General features: G+C 64.2%; 18 protein-coding genes. 11 read left to right on the top strand and 7 right to left on the bottom strand.

The window, feature by feature from the left end; translation table 11 throughout:
- Positions 1-68: 68 nt before the first annotated feature.
- From DSC91_RS22580 to DSC91_RS22570, 3 genes are all read left to right on the top strand, one after another.
- Positions 69-773 carry a TerC family protein gene (locus DSC91_RS22580; RefSeq protein WP_115780952.1) on the top strand — a complete coding sequence of 235 codons (705 nt, stop codon included), beginning with the start codon at positions 69-71 and terminating at the stop codon, positions 771-773.
- A 258-nt stretch (positions 774-1031) separates the two neighbouring features.
- Positions 1032-1667, top strand: a complete 636-nt coding sequence (locus DSC91_RS22575) for a pilin (protein ID WP_115780951.1) — start codon at positions 1032-1034, stop codon at positions 1665-1667.
- A gap of 136 nt (positions 1668-1803) precedes the next feature.
- A complete protein-coding gene (locus DSC91_RS22570) occupies positions 1804-3588 on the top strand; it encodes a PglL family O-oligosaccharyltransferase (RefSeq protein ID WP_115783435.1) in 1785 nt (594 codons plus the stop codon).
- Between the two features lie 87 nt (positions 3589-3675).
- Here the strand turns inward: DSC91_RS22570 and moaC are convergent, their stop codons facing one another.
- Positions 3676-4152, bottom strand: coding sequence for a cyclic pyranopterin monophosphate synthase MoaC (moaC, locus tag DSC91_RS22565; RefSeq protein WP_115780950.1), 477 nt, complete (start codon positions 4150-4152; stop codon positions 3676-3678).
- 134 nt (positions 4153-4286) lie between these two features.
- Between moaC and DSC91_RS22560 the strand changes: the two genes are divergently transcribed.
- Entirely contained in the window at positions 4287-6038 is a 1752-nt protein-coding gene (locus DSC91_RS22560; RefSeq protein WP_115780949.1) for a M48 family metalloprotease, read from the top strand.
- Positions 6039-6116: 78 nt separating this feature from the next.
- Here DSC91_RS22560 and DSC91_RS22555 read toward each other — a convergent pair whose 3' ends face one another.
- From DSC91_RS22555 to DSC91_RS22525, 6 genes are all read right to left on the bottom strand, one after another.
- The gene (locus tag DSC91_RS22555; RefSeq protein ID WP_115780948.1) at positions 6117-6689 is read right to left on the bottom strand and encodes a DUF2946 family protein; all 573 of its coding nucleotides are present in this window, start codon (positions 6687-6689) and stop codon (positions 6117-6119) included.
- Complete coding sequence (locus DSC91_RS22550) at positions 6682-7821, bottom strand: hydrolase (RefSeq protein WP_115780947.1); 1140 nt, start codon at positions 7819-7821, stop codon at positions 6682-6684. Before DSC91_RS22550 ends, DSC91_RS22555 begins: the two co-directional genes overlap by 8 nt.
- Before the next feature lie 68 nt (positions 7822-7889).
- Positions 7890-8336 (bottom strand): nuclear transport factor 2 family protein, encoded by a 447-nt coding sequence (locus tag DSC91_RS22545; RefSeq protein WP_115780946.1) that lies wholly within the window; start codon positions 8334-8336, stop codon positions 7890-7892.
- Between the two features lie 178 nt (positions 8337-8514).
- Complete coding sequence (waaF, locus tag DSC91_RS22540) at positions 8515-9540, bottom strand: lipopolysaccharide heptosyltransferase II (protein ID WP_115780945.1); 1026 nt, start codon at positions 9538-9540, stop codon at positions 8515-8517.
- 294 nt (positions 9541-9834) lie between these two features.
- A complete protein-coding gene (locus DSC91_RS22530) occupies positions 9835-10029 on the bottom strand; it encodes a zinc-finger domain-containing protein (RefSeq protein ID WP_042321180.1) in 195 nt (64 codons plus the stop codon).
- An 80-nt stretch (positions 10030-10109) separates the two neighbouring features.
- Positions 10110-11033 (bottom strand): branched-chain amino acid transaminase, encoded by a 924-nt coding sequence (locus DSC91_RS22525; RefSeq protein WP_115780943.1) that lies wholly within the window; start codon positions 11031-11033, stop codon positions 10110-10112.
- A 192-nt stretch (positions 11034-11225) separates the two neighbouring features.
- Between DSC91_RS22525 and DSC91_RS22520 the strand changes: the two genes are divergently transcribed.
- The 7 genes from DSC91_RS22520 (at position 11226) to purE (ending at position 18799) form a co-directional block, all read left to right on the top strand.
- The gene (locus tag DSC91_RS22520) at positions 11226-11972 is read left to right on the top strand and encodes an AzlC family ABC transporter permease (protein WP_115780942.1); all 747 of its coding nucleotides are present in this window, start codon (positions 11226-11228) and stop codon (positions 11970-11972) included.
- Positions 11969-12292 carry an AzlD domain-containing protein gene (locus DSC91_RS22515; RefSeq protein WP_115780941.1) on the top strand — a complete coding sequence of 108 codons (324 nt, stop codon included), beginning with the start codon at positions 11969-11971 and terminating at the stop codon, positions 12290-12292. The genes DSC91_RS22520 and DSC91_RS22515 overlap by 4 nt, the downstream gene beginning before the upstream one ends.
- 272 nt (positions 12293-12564) lie before the next feature.
- Positions 12565-13758: a phosphoglycerate kinase gene (locus DSC91_RS22510; RefSeq protein ID WP_115780940.1), complete on the top strand. Its 1194-nt coding sequence runs from the start codon at positions 12565-12567 to the stop codon at positions 13756-13758.
- Between the two features lie 439 nt (positions 13759-14197).
- Positions 14198-15634, top strand: coding sequence for a pyruvate kinase (gene pyk, locus DSC91_RS22505; RefSeq protein WP_115780939.1), 1437 nt, complete (start codon positions 14198-14200; stop codon positions 15632-15634).
- Between the two features lie 275 nt (positions 15635-15909).
- Complete coding sequence (gene fba / locus DSC91_RS22500; protein ID WP_115780938.1) at positions 15910-16974, top strand: class II fructose-bisphosphate aldolase; 1065 nt, start codon at positions 15910-15912, stop codon at positions 16972-16974.
- A 132-nt stretch (positions 16975-17106) separates the two neighbouring features.
- Positions 17107-17997, top strand: a complete 891-nt coding sequence (locus DSC91_RS22495) for a phosphoribosylaminoimidazolesuccinocarboxamide synthase (RefSeq protein WP_028196245.1) — start codon at positions 17107-17109, stop codon at positions 17995-17997.
- A 283-nt stretch (positions 17998-18280) separates the two neighbouring features.
- Positions 18281-18799 (top strand): 5-(carboxyamino)imidazole ribonucleotide mutase, encoded by a 519-nt coding sequence (purE, locus tag DSC91_RS22490; RefSeq protein ID WP_115780937.1) that lies wholly within the window; start codon positions 18281-18283, stop codon positions 18797-18799.
- Positions 18800-18801 lie beyond the last annotated feature (2 nt).

Here is an 18801-nt window from a genome sequence, read left to right as displayed (position 1 = left end):
GCGGGGGAGTGCAAACTCCTCCGCTTTTTTATTGCCCGCGCGTCCGATTCCTTCTTATTCTTTTACTCATGCTCGAGTTTTTCGCCACGCTCCATTGGGGCGCAGTCATTCAGATCATCGTCATCGACATCCTGCTGGGTGGCGACAATGCGGTCGTGATCGCGCTTGCCTGCCGCAACCTGCCGCCTGCGCAGCGTACGAAAGGCGTGCTGTGGGGCACGGCCGGCGCCATCGCACTGCGCATCGCGCTGATTGCGTTTGCCGTGGCGCTGCTCGACGTGCCGTTGCTGAAGTTCACCGGCGGCCTGTTGCTGCTGTGGATCGGCGTGCGTCTGATGGCGCCTGCGCATGACATCCACGAGAACGTCAAGCCGGCCGACAAGCTGATATCGGCGATCAAGACCATCATCGTCGCGGACGCGGTGATGAGTCTCGACAATGTGATCGCGATTGCCGGCGCGGCGGAGGCGGCCGACCCCGAGCATCGCCTGGCGCTGGTGATTTTCGGTCTGGTGGTGAGCATTCCGCTGATCGTGTGGGGCAGCCAGCTGGTGCTGAAGCTGCTCGACCGCTTTCCGGTCATCATTACGTTCGGTGCCGCGCTTCTCGGCTGGATTGCGGGTGGCCTGATCATCAATGATCCCGCTGGCGACCGGTGGCCGATCCTCGATACGCCGGTGGCCGAGTACGGCACGAGCATCGCCGGTGCGTTGTTCGTCGTGATCCTCGGTTATCTGCTCAAGCGCCGCAACGCGCATCGTGCGGCGGCTTGACGCAGAATCCGGGTTTCGGTCGAGCGTCGCGGCACGGGCCGCGTGGCGGGCTGAACCTGAACCTGAACCACGGCATCAGCGATCCAGCGCAATGCGTGCCGCACGCCGACCTGAGCTGACTTGGACTGACCTGAGCACCGCCGCGTCGGCGCTACGTTAGCCATTCGGCTGACTGTGTCGAACGCGCGCCGCTGGTTACGATTGAAACGCCTGTCCCCGATTCGAGGGGCAGGCGTTTTTCGTTTCAGGAGCCTGCCGATGACCGTCACTTTGCCGTACTCCCCTTATTCACAGTCCACGCTTTCACCGCGGAGCGCGTTCGAACGGGCGCGCTGGACCGTGCCGTTCGCACGCGCCTGCCGCCGTTTCGGTTCCGGTTTCGGTTCCGGCTTTACACTGATCGAGCTGATGATCGTGCTGGCGATTGTCGGCGTGATCGCGGCCTATGCGATTCCGGCGTATCAGGATTATCTGGCCCGCAGCCGCGTCGGCGAGGGTCTCTCGCTGGCCGCATCCGCGCGGCTCGCGGTGTCCGAAAACGCCGCGAGCGGCAATGCGTTCGGTGGCGGTTATGCGTCGCCGCCTGCCACCCGCAACGTCGAATCCGTGCACGTCGACGACGACACCGGTCAGATTACCGTCGCCTTCACGACACGCGTCGCGCCGGCCGGGTCGAACACGCTGACCCTGGTGCCTTCGGTGCCGGACAATGCCGACGCACCGACTGCGCGCATTTCGTTGAGCAAGGGTGTCGTGCAGGCGGGCGCGGTCACCTGGGAATGTTTCACCGGCGGCAAAACGGCCTCTTCGTTGCCCGCGCCAGGTGCAGGGCCCGCACCGGCCGATGCGCCTTCCTTGCCGTCGAATCTCGCGCCGCCGGAGTGTCGTGCGTAAGCAATGGGGCGAAAGATAGGGAGAGTTGTTATCCGAACGTAAAGGGCTGATTTTCGGGATATTTCAGCCCAGCCGGCGCACAGCAGGAGAATTTTTTTGTATAGTGCGCCGGTTGCTGACGCCCTCCGGTTACTCGATGCCCACCCCATTTGCGCGCTATCTGTCTCTCATCCTGTTGGCTCTCGCGTTGGTGCTGCCTTACGCAGTCGCCAATCACACGTATCCGATTCCAACCTTCTACGCTGAATTCACGGCGCTCGCGCTGTATCTGCTGACGGGCGCGGGCGTCGTGCTGCTGGTGTGGACGGCGAGCCCGAGCGTGACGTTTGCTTCGCCCGTGGTCGCGCTGGTGCCGTTGCTATTCGGATTGGTGCTGGTGGCGCAGTCGGTGCTGCTGCCGGTCTCGCAGCCGTCGATGAACTGGCTCGGCGGCGGCTACCTGCTTGCCGCATTCATGGCGACGCATGCCGGCTACGGTTTCACACGCGCCAAGCTGAACGAAACAGCGCTGCGCTGGGCAGCCGGGGCGTTGATCGTCGGCGGTCTGTTTGCGGTGTTTTGCCAGGTGATCCAGCTGTTTCACCTCGAGACGCGCGTGTCGCCGCTGGTCGTCGCCTACAACGTGACCGTCGAGCGTCGGCCGTTCGGCAATATGGCGCAGGCGAACCACCTCGCCACCTATATTGCATTTGCGATGGCGGGAGCGCTGTTCCTCGTGCAGACGCGCCGCCTTGCCGTCAGCATCTGGCTGCTCGCGTCGACGATTTTCGCCATTGGACTCGCGCTGACCGTGTCGCGCGGCCCTTGGCTGCAGATGGGCGTGATCGTGGTGGCGGGTTTCTGGATGGCCTTCGCGCAGACGCGTAGTCAGCCGCTGCTCCGCCGCAGCAATCGCGAATGGCTGATCCCGGTCGCGTTGGCGCTGCTGTTCTTCGTCATCAATGCGTTGATCCGCTGGGCCAATGTGCACTATCACCTGGAGCTTGGGCAGTCGGCGGCCGAGCGTTTCAAGGACGCCGGCCAGATCGCGCCGCGCCTCGCGCTCTGGAAGTACGGCTGGACGATGTTCAAGGCGCATCCGCTGCTGGGTGTCGGCTGGGGCGAGTTTCCGAGCTATCAGTTCGAATATGTGAAGTCGCTGGGCGGCGTCGAGATCGCCAACAACTCGCACGACATCTTCATCGACCTGCTCGCGAAGACGGGCTTGATTGGCCTCGCGATCGTGCTGTTCGGCCTGATCACGTGGCTGGTGCGCGTGGTCCGCGCGCCGCAGAGCGCGGCGCGCGTGTTCGGCATCGCGCTGATCGGCGTGCTGGTCATGCACGCGCTGGTCGAATATCCGCAGCAGTACATGTTCTTCCTGCTGCCGGCGATGTTCGTGTTCGGATTGCTCGAGACACGGCCGCTGCGCCTCGTGCCTGGCCGCGTGTCATTCGGCGCGTTCGTGGTGGTGGTGGTCGGCGGGCTGGCTGCGTTGTATCCCGTGTTCAAGGACTACACTCGCGCCGAGGTGCTGTATTACGGTTCGCGGCCTGCCGAGCAGTACCGCGCGGATCCGTCGTTTCTGTTCCGGGCGTGGGGCGAGTATGGCCTTGCGACGTTGGAGCCCATGAATTCGATGAACCTGCAACACAAGCTCGCCATGCACAAGCAGGCAATCGCGCTGCTGCCGGGCGAAACCGTGCTGCGCCGGTATGCGGTCCTGCAGGCGCTGAGCGGGGATGCGGCGGGGGCGTTCGACACCGTCGAGCGCCTGAAGATTTTTGCCCAGGAGTTGAAGGACTGGCCGTCGCAGCTGGCCTATGTGTACGAGCTGTGCGACGAGCAAAAGACGCTGGCCGGTTTCAAGGCGGAACTGCTCAAGCGGTATGGCATGCCGCCAGGCGACATCAATCAGGACGACGACAGCGACGACGATTGAGGCGCGCCGCCGTTTGATATCCTTAGCTGTAGCTGTAGCTGTAGCTGTAGCTGTAGCTGTGGAGCGGGGCGATGACGTTGGCTGTCATCAACCCGCCACCCAATCCCCCGACTTCCCGCCGTGCTTCTCCAGCACCTTCACCTCGGTAATCGTCATCCCGCGATCCACCGCCTTGCACATGTCGTACACCGTCAGCAGCCCGACCTGCACGGCGGTTAGCGCTTCCATCTCCACGCCCGTGCGTCCCAGCGTTTCCACTTGCACCGTGCAATGTACGCCGGGCAACGTTTCATCGAGTTCGAAATCGACCTTCACGCGGGTCAGCGCGAGCGGGTGACATAGCGGGATCAGATCGGCGGTGCGCTTCGAGCCTTGAATCGCGGCGATGCGCGCAATTCCGATCACGTCGCCTTTCCTGGCGTTGCCGTCGCGGATCAGCGCGAACGTCTCCGGCAGCATGCGAATCGAGCCCCGCGCGATGGCGACGCGCCTGGTCTCCTGCTTGCCGCCGACGTCCACCATATGGGCCTGGCCGGCAGCGTCGAAATGAGTGAGTTCGGGCATGGTTGGGCTCCTTCAGAGGGCGCCTATCATAGCAGCGTGATTGGGCCGGTTGAGATGATTACAATTGCCCCATGCCCGCTATCTTAGTCCGAGCGGCGGGCGTCGATTTTCGACTTCGTCATATCGACCTCGCGATGCGTTCGAAACGGGTTCTTGCTGCGTTGTTGGCTGTCGCGCTCGCGGTGCCGCCGGGCGCGTACGCGCAATCGCGCGGTGTGTCGAACACGGGCACGAGCACAAGCACAAGCACAAGCACAAGCACAATCGTCGCGCTCAACATCCAGCCCACGGAACCGCCTTTGGTAAGCGGCCCGGCCGACACTTTCGCTGACCCCATCGTGCCGTCAGACATCGCCCAAGGCGTATTTGGCGTTTATGGCGGCGCGCAGAGCCGCTTCTCCGGCAACGCGGGCACGGCCACCGGCTGGCGCGCCCCGATCGTCACGCAGCAACTGCCCGACCTCGGCAACGGCGGCTCCGGCTCGCTGACGCCACAAGCCGAGCGCAAGCTCGGCGAACGCGTGATGCGCGAGTTGCGCCGCGACCCCGACTATCTCGACGACTGGCTCGTGCGCGACTACCTGAACTCGGTCGCCGCGAAACTCTCCGCGGCGGCGAACGCGCTCTACATCGGCGGCTATCGTCCGGACTTCGAGCTGTTCGCGGTCCGTGACACGCAAATCAACGCCTTCTCGCTGCCGGGCGGTTTTATCGGCGTGAACACCGGCTTGATCGTGACGACGCAAACCGAGTCCGAACTCGCCTCCGTGCTCGGCCACGAGATGGGGCACGTCTTGCAACGGCACATTTCGCGGATGATCACCACCGGCGAGCGCGGCGGCTATGCCGCGCTCGCCGGCCTGTTGTTCGGCATTCTGGCGGGCGTGCTCGCGCACAGCGGCGACCTCGGCAGCGCGATTGCGATTGGCGGCCAGGCTTATGCAGTCGACAACCAGTTGCGTTTCTCGCGCTCCGCCGAGCATGAAGCGGACCGCGTCGGCTTTCTGCTGCTGGCCGGCGCCGGCTACGACCCTTATGCCATGACGACATTTTTCGGCCGTCTCGATCGCGCGGCGATGAGCGACACGGGCATACCGGCCTACGCGCGCACCCACCCGTTGACGGGCGAACGGATTGCCGACATGGAGGACCGGGCGCGCCGCGCGCCTTACCGGCAACCGCACCAGACGTCCGAGTACGGTTTCGTGCGGGCTCGGGCGCGCTTGCTGCAGGATCGCTCGCGCAGCGAATACGCGGACGAGATTTCGCGCCTGCGCTCCGAAATCGAGGACCGCACCGCAGTGAACATCGCCGCGAACTGGTACGGGATCGCGTATGGGCAGATGCTGCTCGAGCGTTATGACGATGCGACCGCGTCGCTGGCTTCGTCGCGTGCCGCATTTGCCACGAGCGAACGCGGGGAGGGCGAGCCCATGCGCAGTTCGCCGAGCCTCGACGTGCTGGCAGCCGATATCGCGCGCCGCGCCGGGCGTGATGACGAGGCGGCGCGTCTGGCCGAGTTCGCGCAGAAGCGCTGGCCGCAGTCGAACGCCGCGATCGACATGCATATCCAGACCTTGCTGAACTTGAAACGATTTGCCGGCGCGCAGGCTTTGGCCCTGAAGGAAACGCGTGCGCAACCCGATCAGCCCGCCTGGTGGATGTATCTCGCGCAGGCAAGCGCAGGCAGCGGCGATGCATTGACGCAGCATCGGGCGCTGGCCGAAAAATTCGCGCTCGAGGGGGCGTGGCCGTCGGCCATCCGGCAACTGAAGGAAGCGCGGGATCTGAAGACGATCGGCTACTACGATCTCGCGACCGTCGACGCCCGGTTACATGAAATGGAGAGCCGCTATAAAGAGGAACGGCTTGACGAGAAGAGTTGAGGGCCGCTTTTGGCCTTCGCTATCTGACCGGAACCGCTGCGGCCTGCACAGGAATCAGGTGCCAGGCAGGCAAAATACTTAAGCGCTGGCCGCCGGACTCTCGACAAACCCGAACCGCGCGGCAACCGCATTTCGCTGCACGCCTTGCAAGGGCAACACGACCCCATTGTTCCAGCGAAACGCGCCGCTCATCGAGTCGTCGCCCAACGCGGCGTGATCAGAAAAAACCTCGAGGTCGTGGTCGTGCAAAACGGCGACCCTCGGCGGCGTCGAGCCATCGGCAAAGAGAATCCCACCTTCATCGTCGACGAACACAGCCGAAGGTTCGAAGGCCCCACCGGCCTGGTCCGTCAAGGAAAGTACTCCGGCACGATCGGCTGACAATCTCACCACCCACGGCGTATAGCCCAACTCGACATACACGCGCTGCGGCCCATTCTGGAAAAACCACTGCCCGCGTTCGTCGGCGTCGTAATTCCGATTGATAAACCCGAGCAACGCCTCATGCCGGATCGCCGTACCGGGCGCACCGCTAGCCTGAGCGGCTTCATCACGCATGCGCCAGTTGCCACGCCGGTCCAACATCAACCACCCTGTGCAACTCGGCACGTTGGGCCATTTGGCCAGCGCCTGCTTGACGATGTCATCCATGATCGACGTACTGCTCCAGATAGCCGAGCACGCGCTGCGACAACCAGTCGATGCGGCCCGGAAACGGCCCGGTCATAAAGCCGGCGTGGCCGCCGTGTTCGGGTTGATCGAGTTCTACCGCGGCCGACACCTCATGCCGTGCCGGCAACGCCTCGGCCGGCAGGAACGGGTCGTTGCGCGCGTTCAGCACCAGGGTCGGCACGGCGATTCCCGGCAGCAACGGCCGCGTGGTCGCACGGCTCCAGTAGTCGTCAGTATCGCGAAAGCCGTGCAGCGGCGCGGTCACCACGTTGTCGAAGTCGTACATTGTGCGGCTCGCCAGCATGGCGTCGCGGTCGAACAGACCCGGAAACTGCGTCAGCTTCTGCTCGGCCTTCTGCTTCAGCGTCTTCAGGAAACTGCGCGTGTAGATCATGCCGAAGCCCTGCGACAACGCACGGCCGCCGGCGTGCACGTCGATCGGCGTCGAAATCGCCGCGGCCGCCGAGAGTACCGGCGACGCATCTTCGCGCCGCTCGCCGAGCCAGCGCAGCAGCACATTGCCGCCGAGCGATACGCCCGCCGCCACGATCGGCCCGCGATGTGAGGCGCGCAAGCGCCGCAGGATCCAGTCGACTTCGTTGCTGTCGGCGAGATGATAGAAGCGCGGCAACCGATTCAGCGGCCCGCTGCAGCTGCGAAAGTGCGGTACCACGCCGTGCCAGCCGTACTCGCGTGCGGCTGCCATCAACGTGGCGGCGTAGTGCGAGGTGGAACCGCCTTCGAGGCCGTGGAATAGCACGAATAGCGGCGCGTTGTCGGCGGGAATCCTGGCGGGGGTGGCCGAGGTCGGCGTAGAGGCCGGCTTGCCGTCGTGCACCACCCAATCGAGATCGATGAAATCGCCATCAGGCGTATCCCAGCGTTCGCGCCGGAACGTGATAGCCGGACGGCGCGCAAACAGCGCCGGGACAATGGTCTGCACGTGCCGGTTCGGCAGCCAGAGCGGCGCGCGGTAGAGCAACTCGACGGTCGCTTCGACGGCGCTCACCGCGCGTGCTGCGCCGGTGGAAGCGGATTGATCGTGCGTCGCCCCCCATTCCCCCGAGGGGACTGCGTTCGGGACGGGTGACTCTCTGCGGGGCGTGCTCATGCCGGCTTCAAAGCAAAAAGATAAAACCGTTGAAACAGGCCGAACAGGCGAAATGCGCCCGTCAGCCGTCAGTGCAGCGATCCCTGGCCATGCCGCATCTTGGTCGCGAACTGACTGGCGGCCTCATTCGGCATCGGACTCGCATGAATATGCGCGATCCGCCACTCGCCGCGTTCGTGGACCATCACGTAAGTGGTGAACACCATGGCGGGCGCCGCTTTCGGATCGGCCGGGCGGTGTGCTTCGGCAATGGCGTACACGACGGTGCCGAGGCTGTCGTAGACGCGAATATCGAGCGGCTCAATCGAAACGGGCGCGGCTTCAAGCTGGATTTGCAAGCCGGCGCGAATGCTGTCGAGGCCGTGCAGGTGAGAGCCGTCGGCGCAGATGCAGCTGACGAATTCCTCATCGATCCACAGGCCCATCAAGCTGTCGATATTCAGCTCGGCGACGGCCTGGTAATAGGCGTTCAGCGTATCGGCGGCGGCTTCGAAGATATGGGCAAAACGTGGCATGGCTCGTCAGTCTCTTGTGCGCGGCGCGCGGTTGCGGGGCAGCGGTCAGCGGGACAGTCCGGAGCACCGGACAATCGCACCCAAGCGCGAGGATGCCCGCGCCGCAAGGCGCGAACATGACGCGACGCGTTCAGGGGCGTGCGGTGTTGCGTGCAAGTATCAGCTGGATCAGTCTGGTTCAACGTTGCGCAAGCAACATGCCGCGCAAATCGCTGAACACCTGCTCGGCACTCAACTGCTTCAGGCAGTTCAGATGCCCGAGCGGACACTCGCGCTGAAAACAGGGGCTGCATTCGAGATGAAGCCATTGTACCTTCGCAAGCTCGGACAAGGGCGGCGTGTGGCGCGGATCGGTCGAACCGTACACGGCCACCAGCGGCCGGCGCAGCGCGGCGGCCACGTGCATCAGGCCGGAATCGTTGGTGACGACCGCATTGGCCCGCGAGATCAGCGCGCAAGCCTCGCTCAGCGCGGTCTGGCCGCACAGGTTGCGCACGTTCGGCGCCTTCTCGGCAATCGCCTGGGCAAGCGGTGCATCTTTCGGCGAGCCCAGCGCGACGATCTGCGTGTAGGGGAACGACTGGCCGACGATCTGCGCGAGCGCGGCGAAATGCTCAGGCGGCCAGCGCTTGGCCGGACCGTACTCGGCACCCGGACAGAACACCAGCAGCGGCACACGCGTATCCAGATTGAAACGCGCCGAGACCCGCGACGTTTCGTTCAGGTCCGCGTCGAGCCGCGGCATCGGCAGGTCGTCGGGGACCTTGGCGCCTTGCGCGTAGGCGAGCGCGGCGTAATGGCCGACCATCGGCGGGCGCTCGTCTTTGCGCGGATTCGCGTGACGTACGTTCAGCAAGCCGTAGCGGCTTTCGCCGGTATAGCCGATGCGCAGCGCAATGCCCGCCATCCACGGAATCAGCGCCGACTTGAGCGAGTTGGGTAGGACATAGGCCGCGTCGTAACCGACATCGCGCAAGTCGCTCGCCAGTTGCCAGCGGCGCAGCATCTGCAGTTTGCCGTGCGCGAGGTCGGTTGCGTAGACGTCGCGAATCTCGGGCATGCGTTCGAGCACGGGCGCGACCCACGAGGGCGCGACCGCGTCGATCACGATGCGCGGATGCAATTTCACGAGGCGCGCAAACAGCGGCTGCGCCATCAATGCGTCACCGATCCAGTTCGGTGCGATAACCAACGCGCGACGCATCAGAGTCAGTGTCCGGTGTCGAAACGAAGCGCCGCGCGCACCAAGCGCGTGGCGTTCGATTGTGTAAAAAGGGAGAAGCCGCGAGCCTTGCGGCGCGGATCCGGCAGGGCCGGCCCCGCCGCGGCTGCGGCGTTGCTGCGAAGCGCTTGCGCTGTCGCCGCCTGCTGCCGAAGCACAGCCGGCCCGTCGCATGACGGCCCGCGCAACAGGCGCGCCGACAATGGATGCGCCAGCAACGGGCGCGTCAACAACGGGCGCCGCAAGCGATCAGCGCTCAGTGCGCGGTGCTCAAGATTAGTGACCCCTGACCACTTCGCCGTCGCGCAGCTTGTAGCGCGTGCTGCAATACGGGCACTTTGCTTCGCCGTGCGTGACGTCGATAAAGACGCGCGGATGCGCGCTCCAGCGCGGCATGGCCGGATTCGGGCAGTACGCCGGCAGATCCTTTGCCGACAATTCGACCAGCGGCATTTCCTTGATTTCGCTCATGGGGACTTTCTCGTTGTATGCAGGGGGCGTGCGTTGCGCCGGCCAGAAAGCCGAGGGCCCGGAGGCCGGCGCAGCGCGCGTTAAATCTTGGTGAGCCAGTGCGCGTACTTCTCGCTCTTGCCGTTGACGATATCGAAGAAGCCCGATTGCAGCTTCTCGGTGATCGGGCCGCGTGCGCCCGAGCCGATGGTGCGGTTGTCGAGTTCGCGGATTGGCGTGACTTCGGCGGCGGTGCCGGTGAAGAACGCTTCGTCGCAGGTATAGACCTCGTCGCGCGTGATGCGTTTTTCGATCACCTGGATGCCCGCGTCGCGCGCCAGCGTGATGACCGTGTCGCGCGTGATGCCGTCGAGGCAGGAGGACAGGTCAGGCGTGTACAGCTTGCCGTTGTTCACGAGGAAGAAGTTTTCGCCCGAGCCTTCCGACACGTAGCCGTCCACGTCCAGCAGCAGCGCTTCGTCGTACCCGTCGGCGATCGCTTCCTGGTTGGCGAGGATCGAATTCACGTACCAGCCCGATGCCTTGGCGCGGACCATCGAGACGTTCACGTGATGGCGCGTGAACGACGAGGTCTTCACGCGGATGCCCTTGGCAATGCCGTCTTCACCGAGGTAGGCGCCCCACGGCCAGGCGGCGATCGCCACGTGGATCGTGTTGCCCTTGGCCGACACGCCGAGCTTTTCCGAGCCGACCCAGATGATCGGGCGCAGGTAGCAGGATTCCAGCTTGTTGGCGCGAACCACTTCGCATTGCGCGGCCGCCAGCGTTTCGTGGTCGAACGGCACGTCCATCTGGAAGATCTTGGCCGAGTTCAGCAGGCGCTTGGTGTGTTCCTGGAGGCGGAAAATCGCCGTGCCGCCGTCCGCCGTCCTGTAGGCGCGTACACCCTCGAAAACGCCCATGCCGTAGTGCAGCGTGTGGGTCAGCACGTGGATCTTGGCGTCGCGCCAGTCGATGAGCTTGCCATCCATCCAGATCTTGCCGTCGCGGTCGGCCATTGACATACGATTCTCCAGCGGTGCGGTGAAAGAGCGTTATTTTAGCGTCTTTTGCACAAGGAACGGGCATTTGGCCGCGTGCCGGGCGCTATAATTCGGCGCACGCATAATTCAGATCCGGATGCGCCAGCGGGTGCTTGACGACCTGGCGCCGACCTCCCTTCATTGCGCCGCTGTCCGGCGCCCGCGTTTCGCCTCATGCTCGCTCGTTTGTCAGATACCGATCGCCGTGCCTTCCGTGAGGGCGCGCGCGACTATTCGCCCACGCTCATGGCGATCTTCTCCTGGGGCCTCGTCACCGGCATCGCGATGAGCAAGTCCGTGCTCACGCTGCCGCAGGCGCTCACCATGTCGCTGCTGTGCTACGCCGGTTCGTCGCAACTGGCCGTGCTGCCGTTGCTGGCCGCCAAGCTGCCGGTCTGGACCGCGCTGCTCACCGCCGCGATGGTCAATACGCGTTTTGTGATCTTCAGCGCCGGTCTCGCGCCGCATTTTTCCTATCTGCCGATGTGGCGGCGCATCCTGCTCGGCTACTTCAACGGCGACGTGATCTATCTGCTGTTCCAGAAGAAGAGCTTTCAGACCGGTTACGTGCCGGGCAAGGAGGCGTACTTCTGGGGCATGGCGATATGCAGCTGGCTGTCGTGGCAGGTGTCGTCGATTGCCGGCATCCTGCTGGCGAGCCTGATTCCCGACAACTGGGGGCTGGCGCTGGCCGGCACGCTGGCGCTGCTGCCCATCATGGTGTCGGCGATCGCCACGCGCTCCACGCTGGTCGCGGTTAGCATTGCCGGCCTGGTGTCGCTACTCGCTTTCGACCTGCCGTACCGGCTCGCGCTGCCGCTGGCGGTCATTGCGGCGATTGTCGCCGGCAGTGCGGCCGACCTGATGGTCGAGCGCGCCGATTTGCGCCGCATCCGCAACAGCGCCGGAGATTCCCAATGACATCCACGCAGATCTGGCTGGCCATTATCGGCATGACTTTCGTCACCGCGGTGACACGCGCGATGTTTCTAATCGGCGGCGAGCGCACGGTTTTGCCGGCGCGCGTCCAGCGGATGCTGCGCTACGCGCCGGCCGCGGCGCTGGCCGCCGTCGTGCTGCCCGATGTGCTGGCGACGCCGGAGGGGCTCTCGTTCGCACCGTCGAATCACGAGTTTTACGCGGCGCTGGCCGCCTTTGCGTGGTTTATGTGGCGGCGCACCATGCTCGGTACGATTGTGGTGGGAATGGCTGTGTTTACGCTCTTGCGCCTGTTCATGTAGTTGGTTGGGTCGGAAATGCTGCGTCGCGACATGCGCGGCGCATTCTTCAAATACGGGACATTCGCCTGGTTGCGGGTCAGAAGGCAGTGCGGATCAGTTAAAATGGCCCTTTCCGGGATAAGCGCGCCGCTGCATGGCGCGACAGCCGCGGCTTGGCCGCCGGCGCCCGGCTCAGTGGAGCCGCTGCCGTGCCGAGGCGCTGGAGTTTGCCGCGCCTGGTGTCGAGCGCGTCGTCCGCCACCGCCTTCCCATCAACTCGCACATACACGCCCATGAACAAGGTATTGCGTCTCTCCGATCTGATCGCCGAAGGCAAGCTGTCCGGCAAACGCGTGTTCATCCGCGCCGATCTGAACGTGCCGCAGGACGATCAAGGCAACATCACCGAAGACACCCGTATCCGCGCCTCCGTGCCGGCGATCAAGGCCGCGCTGGACGCGGGCGCCGCCGTGATGGTCACGTCGCACCTGGGCCGCCCGACCGAAGGCGATTTCAAGCCGGAAGATTCGCTCGCGCCGGTCGCGCAGCGCCTGGCCGAACTGCTTGGCCGTGACGTGCCGCTGGTCGCCAACTGGGTTGAAAACGGCGTGAACGTCGCGCCGGGCCAGCTCGTGCTGCTGGAAAACTGCCGCGTCAACAAGGGCGAAAAGAAGGATTCCGACGAGCTCGCGCAGAAAATGGCGAAGCTCTGCGACATCTACGTGAACGACGCGTTCGGCACCGCGCACCGCGCCGAAGCCACCACGCACGGCATCGCCAAATACGCGCCGGTCGCCTGCGCGGGCCCGCTGCTCGCCGCCGAGCTCGAAGCGCTCGGCAAGGCGCTGGGCGCGCCGAAGCGGCCGCTGGTGGCGATCGTCGCCGGCTCGAAGGTGTCCACCAAGCTGACCATTCTGAAGTCGCTGGCCGACAAGGTCGATCAGCTGATCGTCGGCGGCGGCATTGCCAATACGTTCATGCTGGCGGCCGGCCTGAAGATCGGCAAGTCGCTTGCCGAAGCCGATCTGGTCGCCGAAGCCAAAGCCATCATCGACTCAGCGAAAGCCCGCGGCGCCTCGGTGCCGATCCCGACCGACGTGGTCACGGCGAAAGAGTTCTCGCCGACCGCCAAGGCTGAAGTGAAGGCCGTCGCCGATGTAGAAGACGACGACATGATCCTCGACATCGGACCGGAAACCGCCAAGGTGCTCGCCGCGCAACTGGAAAAGGCCGGCACGATCGTGTGGAACGGTCCGGTCGGCGTGTTCGAATTCGACCAGTTCGGCAACGGTACGAAGACGCTGGCTGACGCGATCGCCAAATCGTCGGCGTTCTCGATTGCAGGCGGCGGCGATACGCTCGCGGCGATTGCCAAGTACGGCATCCACGACAAGGTCAGCTATATCTCGACGGGCGGCGGCGCCTTCCTCGAGTTCCTCGAGGGCAAGAAGCTGCCCGCGGTCGAAGTGCTGGAATCGCGGGCTTAACGTGGCGACGCGCTCCCCCTCGGCGAAGTCTGCAAAAGCGCGCGGCAGCCGGCCTACCGGCAAGCCGCGCAACACCGTAGCAGCAGCGGCAGGGGAGCGCGAAGCGCGCTCCGCCGCCACAACGGCCGTGGCTGAAGCTGCGGCCCGGCAGCCGCAGGAATCCGAGTCGTCCCTCGCGCTCGCGGAGTTGACCACTGCCGGCGAGGCAGCGGAATTGTCCGCCGGACAAACCGCCCACTCGCGGGCAGAACTCCCGGATCAGGCGGTTGTGCTCGCCCCCCCGCCGGCATCCCCCGTGCCGGTGTCGAATACCGCTTCACCCCATAAAGCGACGCTGGTTTCAACCGGCGCGCAGCCCCCAGCAGCACCCTTCGGTGCGCAGCCTCCGCATCCGACTCGCAGCGCTCATCCCAGCGATCCCATCCAGACGAGGAGACTCATGCATCGCGCTACCAAGATTGTCGCTACTATCGGACCGGCTTCCAGCACGCCGGAAATCCTGCTGCAAATGATTCAGGCAGGGGCCGACGTGGTGCGGCTCAATTTCTCGCACGGCACCGCCGACGACCACCGCCAGCGCGCCGAATTCGTGCGCGAGGCGGCCCGTCAGGCCGGCCGTGAAGTGGCCATCATGGCTGACTTGCAAGGCCCGAAGATTCGGGTCGGCAAATTCGAAAACGGCAAGACCACGCTCGTGCCCGGCAGCGCATTTATCCTCGACGCCGAGTGCGAACTCGGCAACGACGACCGCGTCGGCCTCGACTACAAAGACCTGCCGCGCGACCTGAAACCGGGCGACGTGCTGTTGCTCAACGACGGCCTGATCGTGCTGGACGTCGTGCGCGTGCTCGGCAGCGAGATCCACACCACCGTGAAGATCGGCGGCGATCTGTCGAACAACAAGGGCATCAACCGCCAGGGCGGCGGCTTGACGGCGCCGGCCCTGACGGCCAAAGACATGGAAGACATTCGCACGGCGATGTCGCTCGGCGTGGATTATGTCGCGGTATCGTTCCCCAAGAACGCCACCGACATGGAAATGGCCCGCCAGCTCGCGAACATCGCGGGCGCGCCCTACGGCATCAAGCCGAAGATGATCGCGAAGATCGAGCGCGCGGAAGCGATTCCGGCGCTGCAAGGCATCCTCGACGCATCCGACGGCATCATGGTTGCGCGCGGCGACCTGGCCGTGGAAGTGGGGAATGCCGCCGTGCCCGCGCTGCAAAAGCGCATGATTCGTATGGCGCGCGATTCGAACAAGTTCGTGATCACCGCGACCCAGATGATGGAATCGATGATCTACGCGCCGGTGCCGACCCGCGCCGAAGTGTCGGACGTCGCCAACGCGGTGCTCGACGGCACGGATGCGGTGATGCTGTCGGCGGAGTCCGCAGCGGGCAAATACCCGGTGCAGACCATCGAGACGATGTCCGCGATCTGCCTCGAAGCCGAAAAGTCGGAGCAGTCGGAGCTGGACAAGGATTTCCTCGACCGCACGTTCACGCGAATCGACCAGTCCATCGCCATGGGCGCGCTGTTCACGGCGTTCCATCTGGGCGCGAAGGCGATCGTCGCGTTGACCGAATCGGGTTCGACCGCGCTGTGGATGTCGCGTCACTGGACGCACGTGCCGATTTTCGCGCTCACGCCGCGCGTCGGCAGCGAACGGGCCATGGCGATTTACCGCAACGTCAGGTCGCTGCACCTGGACACCAGCACCGACCGCGACACCGCGTTGCAGCAGGCGTTGGAAACCGTGGTCAGCAAGGGCTACGCGTCGCGCGGCGACATGGTGGTGCTGACGGTCGGCGAGCCGATGGGCCAGGCAGGCGGCACGAATACGCTGAAGATCGTGCGCGTCGGCGAGCCGTATTGATTGAGTAGCAACCATCCTGCATGGGATCGGAGTAAGCGCTAAAGCGCTAACTCCGATCGACACCGGAAACTGCTCGATCGACACAGGCTTGATTGAGCGAAGCAGGCTGTGATGCCCCGCGAGAGGCGGCGCACAGACTCCAATCGCGCGTGCGGTAAGGGTCCGCAGGAACGTGCTTTAGGGAATGTGTGAACGGGTATGCAGCTTGCTTCGCGATAAAATCGCCCTAAAAGATGCCGACGGCACAGAATTCGTTTCAATCTAAGGAGTTAAGCATGCCTCTCGTATCAATGCGTCAACTGTTGGACCATGCCGCCGAAAACGGCTACGGCATTCCGGCATTCAACGTGAACAACCTGGAGCAGGTGCAGGCGATCATGGCGGCGGCCGACAAGGTCAACGCCCCGGTCATCATGCAGGCATCGGCCGGCGCGCGTAAGTACGCGGGCGAGCCGTTTCTGCGCCATCTGATCGAAGCCGCGGTCGAGTCGTATCCGCACATTCCGGTCGTGATGCACCAGGATCACGGCCAGTCGCCGGCAGTTTGCATGGCGGCGATCCGCAGCGGTTTCACCAGCGTGATGATGGACGGTTCGCTCGAAGCCGACGGCAAGACGGTCGCATCGTACGAATACAACGTCGAAGTCTCGCGCAAGGTGGTTGAAGCGGCGCACTCGATCGGCATCACGGTGGAAGCGGAGCTGGGCGTGCTCGGTTCGCTGGAAACCATGAAGGGCGACAAGGAAGACGGCCACGGCGCCGAAGGCACGATGACCCGCGAGCAACTGCTGACCGACCCGGAGCAGGCTGCCGACTTCGTCAAGCTGACGCAATGCGACGCGCTGGCGATCGCGATCGGTACGTCGCACGGCGCGTACAAGTTCAGCAAGAAGCCCACGGGCGACATCCTGTCGATCCAGCGCATCAAGGAAATTCACCAGCGCATTCCGAATACGCACCTTGTGATGCACGGTTCGTCGTCGGTGCCGCAGGAACTGCTCGCGGAAATCCGCGAGTTTGGCGGCGACATGAAGGAAACCTACGGCGTGCCGGTCGAGGAAATCCAGGAAGGCATCAAGAACGGCGTGCGCAAGGTCAATATCGACACCGACCTGCGTCTGGCGATCACCGGTGCGATCCGCCGCTACATGGCGACCAATCCGGGCAAGTTCGATCCGCGCGACTACCTGAAGCCGGCGCGCGAAGCCGCGATGAAGATCTGTCTCGACCGCTTCACGCAATTCGGCTGCGAAGGCCAGGCCGGCAAGATCAAGCCGGTTTCGCTTGATAAAATCGCGGAGAAGTACAAATCGGGCGAGCTCGCGCAAGTCGTCCGCTAAGCTATATCCAGGCTCTGCACCTGGCTGATTGGCCAGGTTGTCGTTCGATCGCCGTTCCCGCATCATCCGGGGAACGGCGTTTCCCTTTTGTTCCGGTCACACTTTCTGCCCCACTTTTAGCGAACCACGACGATGTCTACCCTTTACGAATCCACGCTCCACTCGCTGCCGCTGCTCGGCCGCGGTAAAGTCCGCGACAACTATGCGGTGGGCAACGACCAGTTGCTGATCGTCACGACCGACCGTCTGTCGGCGTTCGACGTCATCATGGGCGAGCCGATTCCGAATAAGGGCCGCGTGCTCAACGAAATGGCGAACTTCTGGTTCGAGAAGCTGAAGCACGTGGTGCCGAATCACCTCACGGGCGTGGCGCCCGAATCCGTGGTGGCGGCTGACGAAGTCGAGCAGGTCAAGGGCCGTGCCGTGGTGGTGAAGCGCCTCGAGCCGATCCTCGTCGAAGCGGTGGTGCGCGGCTATCTGGCCGGCAGTGGCTGGAAAGACTACCAGGCAACCGGTTCGGTGTGCGGCGTGGAACTGCCGCCGGGTCTGCAAAACGCGCAAAAGCTGCCTGAGCCGATTTTCACGCCGGCAGCCAAGGCCGAAATGGGCCATCACGACGAAAACATCACCTACAACGAGATGGAGCGCCGCATCGGCACCGAACTGTCGGCCACGATCCGCGACATCTCGATCAAGCTGTACAAGGAAGCCGCTGACTACGCCGCCACGCGCGGCATCATCATCGCGGATACGAAGTTCGAATTCGGTCTGGACAACCACGGCCAGCTGTATCTGATGGACGAGGCGCTGACCGCCGATTCGTCGCGTTTCTGGCCGGCTGACCAGTACCAGGTCGGCACCAACCCGCCGTCGTTCGACAAGCAGTTCGTGCGCGACTGGCTCGAAACCCAACCGTGGAAGAAAGAGCCGCCCGCACCGAAACTGCCGGACGACGTGGTCACGAAGACGGGCGAGAAGTATCAGGAAGCGCTCGAACGCCTGACCGGACACAAGCTCGCCTGATTGCGCGCGTCTGGTTGGATTTGCACCGCATGAGAAAACGCCGGGCCGCCCCAAGTTTTCTCACCCCCTCGGGGGGCTGGCGCGAAGCGACAGATTGGGGGGGCGTATTAACAAAACGCCGGGCCGCCCCAAGTTTTCTCACCCCCTCGGGGGGCTGGCGCGAAGCGACAGATTGGGGGGCGTATTAACAAAACGCCGGGCCGCCCCAAGTTTTCTCACCCCCTCGGGGGGCTGGCGCGAAGCGACAGTTGGGGGCGCTCTCAAGAAACAAGGAAGCCGTAAGATGAGTGAAGCACAAACTGCCCATACGCACGGCGCGCCAATTGTCGGCGTGCTGATGGGCTCCAGTTCCGACTGGGAAGTGATGAAGAACGCTGTGGCGATTCTGCAAGAATTCGGCGTGCCGTATGAAGCCAGGGTCGTGTCCGCGCACCGCATGCCCGACGAGATGTTCGCGTACGCCGAGAGCGCGCGTGAGCGCGGCATTCGCGCGATCATCGCAGGCGCGGGCGGCGCGGCGCATCTGCCGGGCATGCTGGCCGCCAAGACCACGGTGCCGGTGCTCGGCGTGCCGGTGGCGAGCAAGTATTTGAAGGGTGTCGATTCGTTGCATTCGATCGTGCAGATGCCCAAGGGTGTGCCGGTCGCCACGTTTGCAATCGGTGAAGCGGGTGCGGCGAATGCGGCGCTGTTCGCTGTGTCGATTCTGAGCGGCACGAGCGCCGAATATGCGGAGAAACTGGCCGCGTTCCGCGTGCGCCAGAACGAAGCGGCCCACGCAATGGTGCTGCCGGCGCTGTAAGC

Source organism: Paraburkholderia caffeinilytica (assembly GCF_003368325.1).
GTDB classification, from domain to species: Bacteria; Pseudomonadota; Gammaproteobacteria; order Burkholderiales; family Burkholderiaceae; genus Paraburkholderia; species Paraburkholderia caffeinilytica.
This window is presented reverse-complemented; position numbering and strand designations above follow the sequence as displayed.